The organism is Amycolatopsis circi, from assembly GCF_003385235.1.
GTDB classification, from domain to species: domain Bacteria; phylum Actinomycetota; class Actinomycetes; order Mycobacteriales; family Pseudonocardiaceae; genus Amycolatopsis; species Amycolatopsis circi.
Genome location: NZ_PQIA01000185.1, coordinates 1 through 13,981 on the forward strand (window position 1 = coordinate 1; position 13,981 = coordinate 13,981).

14 protein-coding genes are annotated in these 13,981 nt (G+C 70.6%); 7 read left to right on the forward strand and 7 right to left on the reverse strand.

What is annotated here, in order from left to right:
* The 3 genes from D0D37_RS47660 to D0D37_RS42535 all read left to right on the forward strand — a co-directional run.
* Positions 1 to 364, forward strand: a 364-nt coding sequence (locus D0D37_RS47660; protein ID WP_425267031.1) for a GyrI-like domain-containing protein, incomplete at its 5' end; no start/stop codon positions are given.
* 82 nt (positions 365 to 446) lie between these two features.
* Positions 447 to 1,376 carry a hypothetical protein gene (locus tag D0D37_RS42530; RefSeq protein ID WP_116206235.1) on the forward strand — a complete coding sequence of 310 codons (930 nt, stop codon included), beginning with the start codon at positions 447 to 449 and terminating at the stop codon, positions 1,374 to 1,376.
* Positions 1,377 to 1,383: 7 nt separating this feature from the next.
* Positions 1,384 to 1,749, forward strand: coding sequence for an RNA-binding S4 domain-containing protein (locus tag D0D37_RS42535; RefSeq protein ID WP_208720528.1), 366 nt, complete (start codon positions 1,384 to 1,386; stop codon positions 1,747 to 1,749).
* 32 nt (positions 1,750 to 1,781) lie between these two features.
* Here the strand turns inward: D0D37_RS42535 and ctaD are convergent, their stop codons facing one another.
* The 4 genes from ctaD to D0D37_RS42555 form a co-directional block, all read right to left on the reverse strand.
* Positions 1,782 to 3,488, reverse strand: a complete 1,707-nt coding sequence (gene ctaD, locus D0D37_RS42540; protein WP_116206236.1) for an aa3-type cytochrome oxidase subunit I — start codon at positions 3,486 to 3,488, stop codon at positions 1,782 to 1,784.
* Between the two features lie 103 nt (positions 3,489 to 3,591).
* A complete protein-coding gene (locus D0D37_RS42545) occupies positions 3,592 to 3,834 on the reverse strand; it encodes a hypothetical protein (RefSeq protein ID WP_116206237.1) in 243 nt (80 codons plus the stop codon).
* 5 nt (positions 3,835 to 3,839) lie between these two features.
* A complete protein-coding gene (locus D0D37_RS42550) occupies positions 3,840 to 4,265 on the reverse strand; it encodes an SPW repeat domain-containing protein (protein ID WP_116206238.1) in 426 nt (141 codons plus the stop codon).
* Positions 4,266 to 4,286: 21 nt separating this feature from the next.
* On the reverse strand, positions 4,287 to 5,051 hold the full coding sequence (locus tag D0D37_RS42555) for an acetate uptake transporter family protein (protein ID WP_167493642.1): 765 nt from the start codon (positions 5,049 to 5,051) through the stop codon (positions 4,287 to 4,289).
* Between the two features lie 198 nt (positions 5,052 to 5,249).
* Here D0D37_RS42555 and D0D37_RS42560 point away from each other — a divergent pair, with 198 nt between their 5' ends.
* From D0D37_RS42560 to D0D37_RS42570, 4 genes are all read left to right on the forward strand, one after another.
* Positions 5,250 to 6,344, forward strand: a complete 1,095-nt coding sequence (locus D0D37_RS42560) for a calcium:cation antiporter (RefSeq protein ID WP_116206239.1) — start codon at positions 5,250 to 5,252, stop codon at positions 6,342 to 6,344.
* Between the two features lie 168 nt (positions 6,345 to 6,512).
* Positions 6,513 to 6,749, forward strand: coding sequence for a hypothetical protein (locus D0D37_RS47020; RefSeq protein ID WP_162834749.1), 237 nt, complete (start codon positions 6,513 to 6,515; stop codon positions 6,747 to 6,749).
* Positions 6,746 to 8,188 (forward strand): MDR family MFS transporter, encoded by a 1,443-nt coding sequence (locus D0D37_RS42565; protein WP_116206240.1) that lies wholly within the window; start codon positions 6,746 to 6,748, stop codon positions 8,186 to 8,188. Before D0D37_RS47020 ends, D0D37_RS42565 begins: the two co-directional genes overlap by 4 nt.
* Before the next feature lie 5 nt (positions 8,189 to 8,193).
* Positions 8,194 to 8,598, forward strand: coding sequence for a hypothetical protein (locus D0D37_RS42570; protein WP_116206241.1), 405 nt, complete (start codon positions 8,194 to 8,196; stop codon positions 8,596 to 8,598).
* A 660-nt stretch (positions 8,599 to 9,258) separates the two neighbouring features.
* Here D0D37_RS42570 and D0D37_RS42575 read toward each other — a convergent pair.
* The 3 genes from D0D37_RS42575 to D0D37_RS42585 all read right to left on the reverse strand — a co-directional run.
* Positions 9,259 to 10,854, reverse strand: coding sequence for an FUSC family protein (locus tag D0D37_RS42575; protein WP_116206242.1), 1,596 nt, complete (start codon positions 10,852 to 10,854; stop codon positions 9,259 to 9,261).
* A gap of 833 nt (positions 10,855 to 11,687) precedes the next feature.
* Entirely contained in the window at positions 11,688 to 12,128 is a 441-nt protein-coding gene (locus D0D37_RS42580; RefSeq protein ID WP_116206243.1) for an Asp23/Gls24 family envelope stress response protein, read from the reverse strand.
* A 110-nt stretch (positions 12,129 to 12,238) separates the two neighbouring features.
* A partial coding sequence (locus D0D37_RS42585) for a tetratricopeptide repeat protein (protein ID WP_208720529.1) occupies positions 12,239 to 13,981 on the reverse strand: 1,743 nt, incomplete at its 5' end.

Sequence of the window (13,981 nt, forward strand, 5' to 3'; positions counted from 1 at the left end):
TGGGGGACGGGGGCGCGGCCGGGAGGGGGCCGGCGCAGGGGGCCGGCCCTTTCCCGTTCCGGCGGGACACTGGGCTCCGCGCCATTACGACGCGCTCGGCCTGCTCCGGCCCGCTCAGGTCAAGCCGCGCTCACGGTGTCCGGCGCCGTCGCCGAACGGCCTGGAGGTGGCCGAACTGCCCGCCGCCAGCGTCGCGACGCTGGCCCGCCGCGGCCCGGCGAGCAGATCCCTCACCGGCTGCCAGGCGCTCGCCCGGTGGACCGACGAGCACGGCTTCCCCCGCGAGATCTGTCCGCACACTTCCGGCGACGAACGCGACTGGCTCGTCGAACTCCGCGAGCCCTTCGTCGAGGAACCGCGCTGACCGGCCAAGACCCGACCTTCGACGGTTGCGCCGCCGCCCGTTCCGGAGGCGAATGGGTGGGGACGACCCGAGGAGGACGCAGGTGTTCTCGACAGGTCCCGGCACCCAGCCGGACCGGCTCGCCGACGCGCTGGCGGACGGGCCGTTCAGCCGCGCCCTGACGCTGGCCATCGACCGCAGCGGACTCGGCCTCGACCGGCTGCGCGACCGGCTCGCCGCCGCCGGTGCGGCGGTCAGCACCACGACCCTCAGCTACTGGCGGACCGGCCGCACCGTGCCGGCCCGCGCTCGCTCGCGCGTCGCCGTGCGCATTCTCGAGGGCGTGCTCGACCTGCCGCCGGGTTCGCTGACCGGGCTGATCGAGCGCGATCCGGAGCCGCCGCCGGTTCCCGTCGTGCGCTGGGAAAGGCTGTGGGGACGGCGCAACGCCGTGCTGCGGGTGCTGAACTCGTTCGAGACCGCGTATCGGACGTCGCTGGTCGTCGTCAGCCTCCACGAGGCCGTGCACGTCGGCCCGGACCGGCGGCTGCACCGGCTGGAAGTGCGCGAGGTCGTCCGCGCGACCGAGGACGACACGCACATCCGGCTGGTCACCGCGCACGGCGTCGGTCCCGGCTGCCCGCCGAAGCTGGTGCGCACCCGCTACTGCTCGCCCGGGCGCACGGAAACCCTGGTCGAGGAGGGGTTCACCGTGGCCGAACTCGTCCTCGGCCGCGGACTGGACCGGGGCGAGACCGCGATCGCCGAGTACGAGTTCGAGTTCACCGACGACCGCCCGGACTGGTCGTACGAGCGCCGGTTCCGCAACGCTGTGCACGAGCACCTGCTGGAACTGCATTTCGCGCCCGGTTTCGAACCGCGGGCCTGCCACGCCTACCGGCTCGACTTCCCCGCCGGGCCGGAGACGACCGTCGGCGAACTGCCGATCACCCAGGGCCTTCCCGCGCACGTCGTGTCGGCCGCGGTCACTCCGGGGATCCTCGGCCTGCGCTGGCAATGGGACGCGCCATGATGGACGCATGGAATCGACGCGGATCGACCGCTGGCTCTGGGCGGTCCGGCTGACCAAGACGCGCGCCGACGCCGCGGCCGCCTGCCGCGGCGGGCACGTGCGCGTGAACGACCGTCCGGCGAAACCCGCGACGTCGGTCGTGCCCGGCGACGAGGTCCGGGCGCGGATCGGGACGACGACGCGCGTGGTCGAGGTCGTGCAGGTGATCCAGAAACGGGTCGGCGCCGCGGTCGCGGCCACCTGCCTGATCGACCGCACCCCGAAGCCTCCGCCGGAAGCGTCGATCCCGGTCGCCCGCCGCGAGCGCGGCGCGGGGCGTCCGACCAAGCGGGAACGCCGGGTGCTGGACGAATTCCGCCGCCAGCAGAGCTGACCGCGCGGGGCTCCCTTCGCATCCAGACCTGCTCAGGCGTCCGATTTCTCCCGCGACCGCTTGCCCCAGTGGATGTGCTGCTCCTCCCGCATCCGCTCCACGATCTCCGGGTAATGCAGTTCAAAAGCGGGCCGTTCGGAGCGGATCCTCGGCAGTTCGGTGAAATTGTGCCGCGGCGGCGGGCTCGACGTCGCCCATTCCAGGGAGTTGCCGAAGCCCCACGGATCGTCCACCTCGACCTGCTCGCCGTAGCGGTAGCTCTTCACCACGTTCCAGATGAACGGCAGCACCGAAGCGCCGAGAATGAACGCGCCGATCGTGGAAATCGTGTTCAGCAAAGTGAACCCGTCGCTGCGCAGGTAGTCCGCGTACCGGCGCGGCATCCCTTCCGCGCCGAGCCAGTGCTGCACCAGGAACGTCGTGTGGAAGCCGATGAACGTCGTCCAGAAGTGCCATTTCGCGAGCGATTCGTCGAGCATCCGGCCGGTCATCTTCGGGAACCAGAAGTAGATCCCGGCGAACGTCGCGAACACGATCGTGCCGAACAGCACGTAGTGGAAGTGCGCGACGACGAAATACGTGTCGGTGATGTGGAAGTCCAGCGCGGGAGCGGCCAGCAGCACGCCGGTCAGGCCGCCGAGCAGGAACGTGACCAGGAATCCGACCGACCACAGCATCGGCGATTCGAACGACAGCGTCCCCTTCCACATCGTGCCGATCCAGTTGAAGAACTTCAGCCCGGTCGGCACCGCGATGAGGAACGTCATGATCGAGAAGAACGGCAGCAGGACCGCGCCCGTGGCGAACATGTGGTGCGCCCACACTGTCGCGGAAAGCCCGGTGATGGCGACTGTCGCGAAGATCATCATCCGGTAGCCGTAGAGCGGTTTCCGGCTGAACACCGGAATGATCTCGGTGACGATCCCGAAATACGGCAGCGCGACGATGTACACCTCGGGATGGCCGAAGAACCAGAACAGGTGCTGCCAGAGAATAGCGCCGCCGTTGGCCGGGTCGAAAACGTGCGCGCCGAGCCGCCGGTCGGCCTCCAGCGCGAACAGCGCGGCGGTGAGGATCGGGAACGCGATCAGCACCAGAATACCAGTGAACAGGATGTTCCAGGTGAAAAGCGACATCCGGAACATGGTCATTCCCGGCGCGCGCAGGCACAGAATTGTCGTGGTCATGTTGACCGCGCCGAGAATGGTGCCGAGGCCGGAGACGATGAGACCCATGATCCACAGATCGCCGCCGACGCCGGGACTGTGCACGGCGTCCGACAACGGCGTGTAGGCGGTCCAGCCGAAGTCCGGAGCGCCCGCCGGCGTGAGGAACGCGCTCAGCACGATCAATCCGCCGAAAAGGTACAGCCAGTAGGAAAACGCGTTCAGCCGCGGGAACGCGACATCCGGCGAACCGATCTGCAGCGGCAGCACGAAATTGGCGAATCCGAACACATTCGGCGTCGCGTAGAGCAGCAGCATGATCGTGCCGTGCATGGTGAACAGCTGGTTGTACTGCTCCTGCGACAGGAACTGCAGGCCCGGCTGGGCCAGTTCGCCGCGCATCAGCAGCGCCATCGCACCGCCGGCGAGGAAGAACGCGAACGACGTGCCGAGGTAAAGCAGCCCGATCTTCTTGTGGTCGGTGGTGCTCAGGATGCCCAGCAGCACCGCGCCTTTTTTGCCGCGGCGGGGCGCGGCGGCGATCGCCGCCGGCCGGGCCTTCAGCTGCGTCATGACCGACCTCCCGCGCACCCGACAATCGCCGGGCAGCCGAAAGCCGCCCGGCCTCACCCGGAGCGAGTAACCGGCCGCGGCCCGCGGCAAACCCCTGCTTTCTTCACCGGGACGGCAGTCGCCCGTTCGCCAGCGCCGCGCCGAACACGACCGCCGCGCCGATCACCAGGAACACCGCCCCGGCCGCGGGCGCGGACGCCCACCACATCACGCCCGACGCGGCCACCAGCCAGGCGCCGACGAGCGTCTCCTTCCGGGCCGGCGGCACCGCCTTGACCGCACGCAACCCCGCGCTGCCCAAGGCGAGCACGCCGATCGCGAGCACCGCCAGCACCGGCCAGTACATCCTCCTTACTCCCGGAAGTCGCCGCTGTGCCTGCGGTACGCGACGGTCACCGAGATGACGGCGAAAATCGCCAGCAGAACGCCGACAATCAGCGAATTCGTGCGGATGGCGTCGCGATGGCCGTCGACCGGATAGCCGAACGCGAACGGCGCGGCGATGAGCCAGAACCCGATCGCGACGTTGACCAGCCCCAGCCAGCGCGCCCGTTCCGGCAGGCCGAACCGGACCAGCGCGACCGCCGCCACGGCGATCCCGCACGCGAGGCTGTTCCAGAACCCGGCCGTCGCGGACAGCGTGAACGAGTAGCTGTAGGCGAAAGCCGCGAACACCAGCCACGCCCCGGCCAGGAACTCCGCGGCGAGCGGCAGCCTGCTTTCCCGCAGTTTCCGGTCCTGCGGGGTCAACGCGGTGAGCGCCATGCTCATCTTCATCCGTAGTCACCTCCTCGCCGGCTACTGCCCGGCCCTGATCCCCGGCTCTCCGTGATCGAACTGGATGGCCTGGTGCAACGGCACCGTGGTCGTCCGGGCGGGTCGCGGAGCGCGCACGCCCATCGGCAGGATCACCCGGTGGTGCGCCGCTTCGAGCACCATCGCGCTGCACGCGTACCAGGCCAGCACCGCGGACGCGAGCAGGAAGTACGCGGCGATGGTGCGCACGACGCCGACGTCGCCGATCAGGCCGATCGCCAGCAGCGTCGCCCCGGCGGCGAGGACCGCGAGCAGCACGCAGAGCACCATGCTTTCGGCCAGCGCGGCGAGCGCGCCGGTCCAGGTGATCGCCGCGAGCCCGATGAACCAGAAGCCGATCGCGGCCGCCGCGACCGGGCTCGCCGTCGTCGAGGGCAGTCCGCCGAGGCCGACGAACAGCTGGTACACGCCGTAGCCGATCCAGAACGCTCCCCACGCGCCGTGCACGACCGTGGCGAGCGCGTCGCGGGCCCGGTAGGACCACATCCCGGCGAGGAACTGCGCGACGCCGCCGAAAGCGAACGCGAACGGGGCCAGCAGCAGGGGCGTCGTCGTCCCGTTGCCGAACCAGCCCGCCATGTTGGCCGCCACCATGAACGTCGACACCGCGAACCCGGCGAGTCCCAGGATCGACGGCGCGGCTACCGGGCTCAGGTTGATGTGCGTGTGCTCGCGCCAGAACGAGTACTCCGCGCCGTCGCCGCCCGCCGGCATCGCGCGGTCGGCCATCTTCATTTCGCGGGTCATCTCGGCTCCTTTCCGCACCGATCTCCCCTGTCCGCCGCGCGTACCCCGCCGCCGACCTGCGGAACCCTGCATTCGCTACGCCGAACGAGTGAATTTCGCGCCGGGCCGCGCGACCGGCAGTGTCCATTTCGGACGCGACACTCCCCCGCGAGGCCGGCATGCCCGGCGACCGCAGGTCCGATATGCCAGGGTGTGCGCATGGCGAGCGTCCGCGGTTATCTGTTGTCCTGGACCACTTTGCTGCCGCTGGTCGCCCTGGTTCTGCTGGCGCTCACCTGGGGCCGCACGCTGGGTCCGGTGCCGGTCGCGCTGGTGGCGATCGCGCTCGCGGGCACGGTTCTCGCCGCGGTGCACCACGCCGAGGTGGTCGCGCACCGGGTCGGCGAACCGTACGGCTCGCTGGTGCTCGCGGTCGCGGTGACGGTGATCGAAGTCGCGCTGATCGTCACGATGATGGCATCCGGCGGCGACAATGCCGACACGCTGGCCCGCGACACGGTCTTCGCGGCCGTGATGATCACCACCAACGGCATCGTCGGCCTGTCGCTGTTCGTGGGCGCGCGCCGATACGGGGAAACCCGGTTCAATCCCGAAGGCAGCGGCGCGGCACTGGCGACCGTCGGGACGTTGGCGACGCTGAGTCTCGTGCTGCCGACGTTCACCGCGAGCACTCCCGGTCCGGCGTTCTCCGCGCCGCAGCTGGCTTTCGCGGCCGGTGCGTCCCTGGTCTTGTACGCCATGTTCGTGATGACGCAGACCGTCCGCCACCGCGATTTCTTCCTCCCCGTCGACGCCGACGGCGAGACCCGCGAGGAAGAGCACGCGGAACCGCCGAGCCCCCAGAAGACCTTGGTGAGTCTCGGTCTGCTGCTGGTCGCATTGGTTGCCGTGGTCGGTCTGGCGAAGGTCGAATCGCCGGCGATCGAGGCGGGCGTGCGGGCGGCCGGGCTGCCGCAGTCGTTCGTCGGCGTGGTGATCGCGCTGCTGATTCTGGCCCCGGAAACGCTCGCGGCGGTCCGCGCGGCCCGGCGCGACCGGATGCAGATCAGCCTCAACCTCGCGTACGGATCCGCGATCGCCAGCATCGGCCTGACGATTCCGGTCATCGCCCTCGCTTCGGTGTGGCTGAAGGGCCCGCTGCTGCTGGGACTCGGGCCGACGCACATCGTGCTGCTCGCGCTCACCGTGGTGGTCAGTGTGCTGACGGTGGTGCCTGGGCGGGCGACCCGGCTGCAGGGCGGGGTGCATTTGGTGTTGCTGGCGGGATTCCTGGTGCTGGCGATGAATCCGTGAGGTCGCGGAAGAGATTCCTCATTCGCTTCGTGATCCGGTAAGCAGCCGTCCCTCCGCTGGTCGGACAGCTTTTTCTTGGCCTGGCCGACGCGCGGTCCCGAGCACCGGCGCGGGCCGCGGGAGGAAAACGACGCCGGTTTTGTCGGTGCTCATCCGTATCCTGGCCGGGTGAAGATCCAGCAGTCCCCTACCCCGTCCGCTGCGGCCGGTGAAGCCGCGCGCAGAGCTTCTCCCGGCAGCCGTCCGACGTTCCCCGGCCGTCCGTCGGCCGACGCCCGCCGCGTCCGTGCCGCCGACCTCGCACCCGTCGCTTTCGCGAGCGCCCGAGGCGACGCCGCCCGGTTCGCGATGCCTGAATTCGCCTGTACCTCGGTCCGCGCGACGGCTGGCGAGGTGCGCGCATGAGCGGCATCTCGTCCCCGGCCCCGGAGGCCCCGGCGCGGCCGCCCGCCAAGCCCGGGCTGCTGATCAGCGTGCTCGTGCTGTCGGCGTTCGTGATGATCCTCAACGAGACCATCCTGAGCATCGCGCTGCGCGACCTCACCGTCGACCTCTCCGTGCCGACCACCACGATCCAGTGGCTCACGAGCGGGTTCCTGCTCACGATGGCGGTGGTGATCCCGGCGACGGGGTTCCTGCTCGAACGGTTCACGCCGCGGCAGGTGTTCGTCTTCTCGCTCTCCTCGTTCAGCCTCGGCACGCTGCTGTGCGGCGTCGCTCCCGGGTTCGAACTGCTGATGGTCGGCCGGGTCGTGCAGGCGTGCGGCACCGCGGTGATGATCCCGCTGCTGATGACCACCGTGATGCGGCTGGTTCCGGCGCAACGGCGCGGCGCGACGATGGGCACGATCAGCATCGTCATCGCGGTCGCGCCCGCGATCGGCCCGACGATCGGCGGCGCGGTGCTGTCGTCGCTCGGCTGGCGGTGGATGTTCTTCATCGTGCTGCCGCTGTCGCTGGCCGCGCTGGTCACCGGAATGCTGCAGCTGCGGATCGACAGCGAGACCCGCCAGGTTCCGCTCGACGTCCTCTCCGTCATCCTGTCCGCCGTCGGTTTCGGCGGAGTCTTGTACGGCCTGTCGTCAGCGGGCGAATCCGCCGAAACCGCGCTGATGCCGCCGTGGCTGCCCATCGTGGTCGGCGTGGTGTCGCTGGCGGCGTTCGGCTGGCGGCAACTCCGCCTGCAGCAACGCGATCGCGCTCTGCTGGACCTGCGACCGTTCACCCACCGCAGTTTCGTCGTCGCACTGGCGCTGAGCGCGTTGCTGTTCATGTGCCTGATCGGCGCGGGCGCGATCCTGTTGCCGCTGTATCTGCAGACCGTCCTGCACAAGTCCACGTTCGTCAGCGGCCTGGCCGTCCTGCCCGGCGGTTTGGTGCTGGGCTTGCTCGGCCGTCCGGTCGGCGCCCTGTTCGACCGGGTCGGCGCCCGTCCGCTGGTGCTGCCGGGCGCGCTCGCGATGACGGTCGCTCTGTGGCTGTTCTCCTTGCTGGGCGCGGATTCGCCGCTGATCGCGGTGATCGGCATCCACATCGTCCTGATGGCCGGACTCGGCCTGATGATGACGCCGCTGATGACCGAGTCGCTCGCGGCGCTGCCCGACCATCTCTACTCGCACGGCAGCGCGATCCTCTCGACGCTCCAACAGGTCGCGGGCGCGCTGGGCACCGCGGTATTCGTCAGCGTTGCGACTCTCAGCAGCACCGAACACGCCGCGGTGAGCCCCGATGCCAACGGCCTGCAGATGTCCTTCGTCGTCGCGGGCTGCATCGGAGTGGTCGCGGTGGTCGGAGCCTGGTTTGTCCGGTCACCCAGCCCGGTGCCGGTGGAGGAGGAAGCCTGACGCCCGTGGACCCAGAACGGCTCGATGCCGTCGCCCGCACCTACACCGCGTCGATGACCAGCATCCGAGGCCGCCGCGTGCACCGGCTGGTGCTGCGCCGGATGGCTGGCTACGACCACGTCCTGCCAGCCGTCACCGCCGACGGCGCCCCGGCGCTGCTGGCCCTGTCCGCGGGCGGCCGAGCCGCCTTCTGCCACAGCGACGGCCGCGGCCCGTCCGCGGACCTGGTCACGTGCGGCCCGACGCCCGGCGTCACCGTGACATCCGCGCACGACCTGACGAAGGATTCCCTGCCGGTGCTGAACTGGACGGTCCGGCATCCGGGTCTGCTGGACGTCGCGGGCCCGCTGACGATCACTCCCGGCGAAGCGGACGAGGAGGAGATCGAGGCGGCCCTGCGACCCTGGTAGCTGGGCGGGTTGCTGACGTTTTGCGCGCTGAGGCGGGCGGAGTCTGTGCTGATGACTGGCTCACGGCCACGGCCCCGAGCCGCTCGCTGGTGCTCAGCATCCGGGCATTGACCACGCCAGCCTCCGATGCCGCCGCGCAGGCGCCTCAGCCTCGCCCGGCATCTGCGCCGCCTTGTGCCCGTACCTGCCATCCGCCGGGCGGGCGCACCCGCCGCGCATCAACCACCCGAGCCGCCGTCCAGCCCAGCAGGTCTACGCCTTTACCGGCCAAACGCACGCTCTCGCCGCCCCGCATCCCGCAATCCGTCACCCGGCGAAGACCAGCAAGCAGGCACCTACGCCTCACCAGCCGAAGACCCGCTGCCACCGTCCGAGGCCCCCAATCCGGTATCCGGCGCGGACCAGCAAACAGGCTCCAGCTCGACCCGCCGAATGCACGGTCCTACTGCCCCACGAGCCGCAACCGTCCTCCGGCGCGGACCCGGCGAGCAGGCCCGGCGTCACCAGCCGAAAGCGCGCTCCCACCGCCCCACGAGCCGCAACCCGTCACCCGGCACGAACCGGCGAACAAGGCCCAGCGTCACCAGCCGAAAGCACGCTCCCACCGCCCCACGAGCCGCGACCCGTCGTCCAGCACGGACCAGCGAGCAGGGCCCAGCCTCACCGGCCGAAAGCGCGCTCCCACCGGCCCACCTCCCGCAACCCGGCATCCGGTGCGGACCAGCAGGCCTGGAGCAGGTCGTAACCGTCGTGGACCAGGGCTGCGTGGGCGGGCCATCGCTCGGCGGCCCAGCCAGGCTCGTTGTGCACCGAATCCACCCCGGCCCGGGTCGCCCCTTCCAGTTCGAACTGGAGGTCCCGGCGCGCGGCGGCACGCGGAACCGGCGCACCGGCCAGCACCGTGCGGGCGGCGGCGCGAACGCGGGATCCGGTCCAGCCCAACGTCTTCCGATGCGCGCGCGGCACCACCGCGTACTGCACGGCCACCGCCACCGCGACCCCGATCGCCGTCTGGGCGAAGCGGTCCGCCACCGCGGGCCATACCGGGCCTGGCACGCTCGCCACCCCGGCGGCCAGCAGCGCGAGCGGCGTGATGACGACTGTCGCCACCGCGTAGTTCCGCGGCACCACCAACTCCACGCAGAACTGCAGCACCGCCAGAATCAAGATCAGCACGATCCCGGACGGCGCGACCATCATCACCAAGCCGAACAACACCAGTCCAGCCGCGGTCCCCACGAACCGGTGCAGCGCACGCACATTCGCCCGCCGCCGGTCCAATCCCTGCTGCAGCACGACCAACGCACTCAGCACCGCCCAATGCGGCCGGCCAAATCCGACTGCCACCGCCAGTTCCCCGGCGACCACGCAACCAGCGCCAACGCGTAACGCCGTCAACGCGGCATGCGAGCGCAACGGCACCGCGCGCCGCAGCCGATACCCGATGCTCGGTCGCGGCAACGGCAGCTTCCCCGGCGGCAACTCAACCGCCTCGCCCGGCGAAGCGTCGGCGAATTTCCGGTGGGCGGCAAGCAATGTCGCCACCAGATCCGGCTTCGTGCCCCGGCGCGGATGTCCCGCGTCATGCAGCGCGGTCCACGCCGCAGACACCGCAGCACCGGCCGCGTGCCGAGCCTCCGCCGTTTTCCGGTCCGCCGAGACGAACGCGTCGACCGACCGCACCGCACGTTCTACGGCAGTCCGCTCCGGTTTGGTCCGGTCAGCCAGTACCCCGACCATCGACACCACGACCGACGACGCGACGCCCGCGGCAGCGCACCCCAGCACCACCCACGGCCGGGCTCCAGCCTCGACCGCCGCTTGCGCACCCGCGCAAACGAGCGCGAAGAACAACGGCCCGGGCGGTCCAAGGCGCAACGCGTCGACGACGTACGTCGCCAGCACCGATACCGCCGAAACCACCAGCACCGATACCGGCCCCGGCGGAACCACCGTCCCCACCGAAGCACCCAGCGCAGCCGCCGCGAGCACCCCGGCGCCAGCGGTCGCCACGACGCCCGCCCGGACCCGGTACGGCCGTCCCTCGCCGTACAAGACCGCGAACGTCCCCAGCGTGACGAACAACGCCGAGGCCGAAGCGCCCGCCAGCACCAGCGCGATCCCCGGAACGGCCACCGCCGCGGCGGCCCGCAATCCCGCCGACCACCGCCGCCCGACCGGCGGCAACGCGAACATCAGCGCCCGGAACCCCGCCACGCGAGGCAACTGCTCAACCGGCTCGGGCGACGATCCCATCCGCCCATCCCAACACGCACCGGCCCGGCCCGAAAGCCCGGCCGCACCGGGCAGAGACGACGGGCACACTCCGGACGCCACTTCGCCTCGCACCCGGCTCCGAGGGTGACGCAAGACTGCCCTGGCCTCGGCGGATCCGCGACGCGGCCAAGCCCCGACAGAGGCAGAACAACCGCTGCCGGGCCCTGACAGACGCACGACAACCGCCACCAGGGCCCAACGGAGGCGAGACGACCGCAGCCCGCCCCCGACAAACGCACGACAACCGCCACCAGGCCCCAACGGAGACGACGCAACCACAGCCCGCCCCCGACAAACGCACGACAACCGCCACCAGGGCCCAACGGAGACGAGACAACCGCAGCCCGCCCCCGACAGACACACGACAGCCGCACCGGGCCTCAACGGAGGCGAGGCAACTGCGGTCGATAGCCGTCACTGGGCTGAGGCGCGAAGCATGGGACGCCCGAGAACAATCACCAGGCGAAGCTCGCGACGAGGCAGCTTCCAGCTACAGCGGTGAATCACCCGGCACCGCAATCGAGGTCAGCTACGGCCCAGGACGAATCCACCGCGCCGGAACCAGGTGCCAGCCCACCCCGCCCCTCCGCGGCCGAGGTGCACCTCGTGCCGCAAGGCAGGGCCAATCCGGTGAATCGCGTAGCCGGGCAACCGCGACCTGACTGCCGAGACGGCCCGACGACTCAGCTCCCGCCCGTCACGATCACTCAAGTCCGGCAACAACCACCAGCGGCCGGACGAGTTGGGCAGCGCGCGCAGTCCATCGTGGAGGCCGACGGCACGGGCAAAACGGTCGCCAACCGGAGTCGACCTCACGCCACCCGGCCGGATTCCGCCGCGCCTTCCTCGCCGTCCTCCGGCAGGTGCAGGTCGGTCACCGCGATGTTCACCTCCACCACTTCCAGCCCGGTCATGTGTTCCACCCCGTCGACCACGCCGCGGCGGACGGTGCGGGACACGTCGGCGATCGAGGCTCCGTATTCGACCACTACCTGCAGGTCGACGGCTGCCTGCTTCTCCCCCACCTCGACCGACACGCCCTGGCCCGCGGACGCCGTCGCGCCGGGGATCCGCTCCCGGATCGCCGAGAAGGCCCGCGCGGTGCCGCCGCCGAGGGCGTGGACTCCGGGGACCTCTCGGGCGGCCAGCCCGGCGATTTTCTGGACCACGACGTCCGCGACCGTGGTCTGGCCCTGGTCGGTGGCGAGTCCGGGCGTCCGCAGTTCCGTCTTGTGCGCAGTCGAGTCAGGCATCGTCTCTCCCTTGTCAAGTGAACAGGTCGTCAGGAGGACACGCGCCGTCCGGGAATCTCACGCACTATCGGTCCGGGGATACTCAGCGCGCGCAGCCGCCTCGCCCACGGTCACTGGGTCCAGATCGGGGTGCGCGGCCTCAGCTCGCTCCAGTGCGAGGCAGCCTCACCAGCAACCCCTTGCGCCGCAGCGACATTTCCCAAACCCAGGTGAGCCCGTGCCGCCTCGTGGGTACTTCCGCAGGACTCTCCGCGAGCCGCGGCTTCTCGGTAAGCAGACTCGGCGGCCGAGAAATCCCCAGCGCGGAACCTCGCCCAGCCCAGGCAGTTCAGTCCCATCACGACGTCCAGTTCCAGCCCCAGTTCTTCGAACACCGCCAAGGTTTCCTCGACCAGACGGGCAGCTTCAGCCGGACGTCCCAGTGCGGTCAGGACCAGCGCGACACCCCGCGTCGTGATGGCGCCGCTGCGGCGGTTGCCGGTCAGGTCGTAGAAGTCGGCCGCCGCGCGCAAGTCGCGCAGGGCTTGTTCGTGGTTGCCTCGGTAGTGCTCTGCCCATGCGGAATGCGCCAGCGCGGTCGCTTCGCCGTGCCGGTCGCCGATTTCCCGGTACTCCGCCAAAGCCTGGCGGTAACAGCGGGAAGCCTCGTCCAGGTCGCCGCGGTCGACGTAGGCGATGCCCAGGTTCGCGATGGTCGTGGCGGCGGCCCAGCGGTTGCCGACCGCCTCGGCGGCGGCGCGCGCCCAGCGGTGCGTCGCGATCCACGGGTCCCACAGTTTGGTCAGGTAGAAGAAACCGCGCAGGTAGAACGCCAGCTGCCAGCATCGCTCCGTCTCCCCCGCCCGGCGGCAGAGCGCGACCAGGTTCGGCCATTCCGCGCGGAACCAGGCGATCGCGCTGTCCTGGTCCGGGAATTCGACCTCCGGCAATCCGGCCGGGTACGTCACTTCCGGCCGGTATCGCGGACCGCTCAACGCCCGGTCGGCGCGTTCCGCGGTGGCCACGGAGAAGTCTGCCAGGCGGCGGAAAGCGTCCTCGTCAGTGCCGCGGGAGGCGGCGAAAACCCTTACCAGGTCATGGAAACCGAACCGGCCCAGTTCCGGCTGGGTGAGCAGGTACGCCTGGTGCAGGCGGTCCAGCAGGCGCTCCGCCGACAAGGAATCCAGCGAGCCCAGTGCTTGCGCGGCTGCTACGTCGAAGTCCGGGCCGGGGTGCAGCGCGAGCAGTCCGAACAGCCTGGCCTCCGGCTGCCCCAGTTGACGGACCGACAGTCGAAAGGCCGCGGCCAGGCTTCGTTCGCCGTCGTCGAGTTCGCCCAGGCGGCGGGTCTCGTCGGCCAAGCGGCGCTCCAGCTCCGCGACATCCCACGCCGGGTGAGCGCGCAGGCGGGCCGCGGCGATCCGGATGGCCAGCGGGAGACGGCCGCAGCGGTCGGCGATCCGCAGTGCCGCGTCGGGGGTCGCGCCGGTCAAAGCGGCGACCAGCGCAGCGGCGGAAGCCGACGGGAGGACGCCCAGCGAGACGTGCCTGGCTTCGTCCAATGCGGGCAGCCGGGAGCGGCTGGTGATCACGACGCGGCATTTCGGTTCGGCGGGCAGCAGCGGGCGCACCTGGCCCGTGCTGCCCGCGTTGTCCAGCACCAGCAAGAAACTCCGGCCGCGCAGGCAGGTCCGGAAGAGTGCGGCGCGGTCGTCCGGATCGGCCGGGATCCGCTCGGCGGGCACCTCGATGATCCGCAACAAACGGTCGTGCGCGTCGGCTGGCGTGACCGGATCGTCGGAGGTGCCGCGCAGGTCCAGGAAGAGGCTGCCGTCGGCGAAGGACGTTTCGAGGCGGTACGCGCACCGCACCGC

Excerpts from the sequence above, each read along its gene's own strand:
- D0D37_RS42565 (WP_116206240.1), top strand. The coding sequence starts at position 6,746 with ATGAGCGGCATCTCGTCCCCGGCCCCGGAGGCCCCGGCGCGGCCGCCC.
- D0D37_RS42580 (WP_116206243.1), bottom strand. The coding sequence starts at position 12,128 with ATGCCTGACTCGACTGCGCACAAGACGGAACTGCGGACGCCCGGACTC.
- D0D37_RS42555 (WP_167493642.1), bottom strand. The coding sequence starts at position 5,051 with ATGACCCGCGAAATGAAGATGGCCGACCGCGCGATGCCGGCGGGCGGC.
- D0D37_RS42560 (WP_116206239.1), top strand. The coding sequence starts at position 5,250 with ATGGCGAGCGTCCGCGGTTATCTGTTGTCCTGGACCACTTTGCTGCCG.
- D0D37_RS42550 (WP_116206238.1), bottom strand. The coding sequence starts at position 4,265 with ATGAAGATGAGCATGGCGCTCACCGCGTTGACCCCGCAGGACCGGAAA.
- D0D37_RS42545 (WP_116206237.1), bottom strand. The coding sequence starts at position 3,834 with ATGTACTGGCCGGTGCTGGCGGTGCTCGCGATCGGCGTGCTCGCCTTG.
- D0D37_RS42575 (WP_116206242.1), bottom strand. The coding sequence starts at position 10,854 with ATGGGATCGTCGCCCGAGCCGGTTGAGCAGTTGCCTCGCGTGGCGGGG.
- ctaD (WP_116206236.1), bottom strand. The coding sequence starts at position 3,488 with ATGACGCAGCTGAAGGCCCGGCCGGCGGCGATCGCCGCCGCGCCCCGC.
- D0D37_RS42535 (WP_208720528.1), top strand. The coding sequence starts at position 1,384 with ATGGAATCGACGCGGATCGACCGCTGGCTCTGGGCGGTCCGGCTGACC.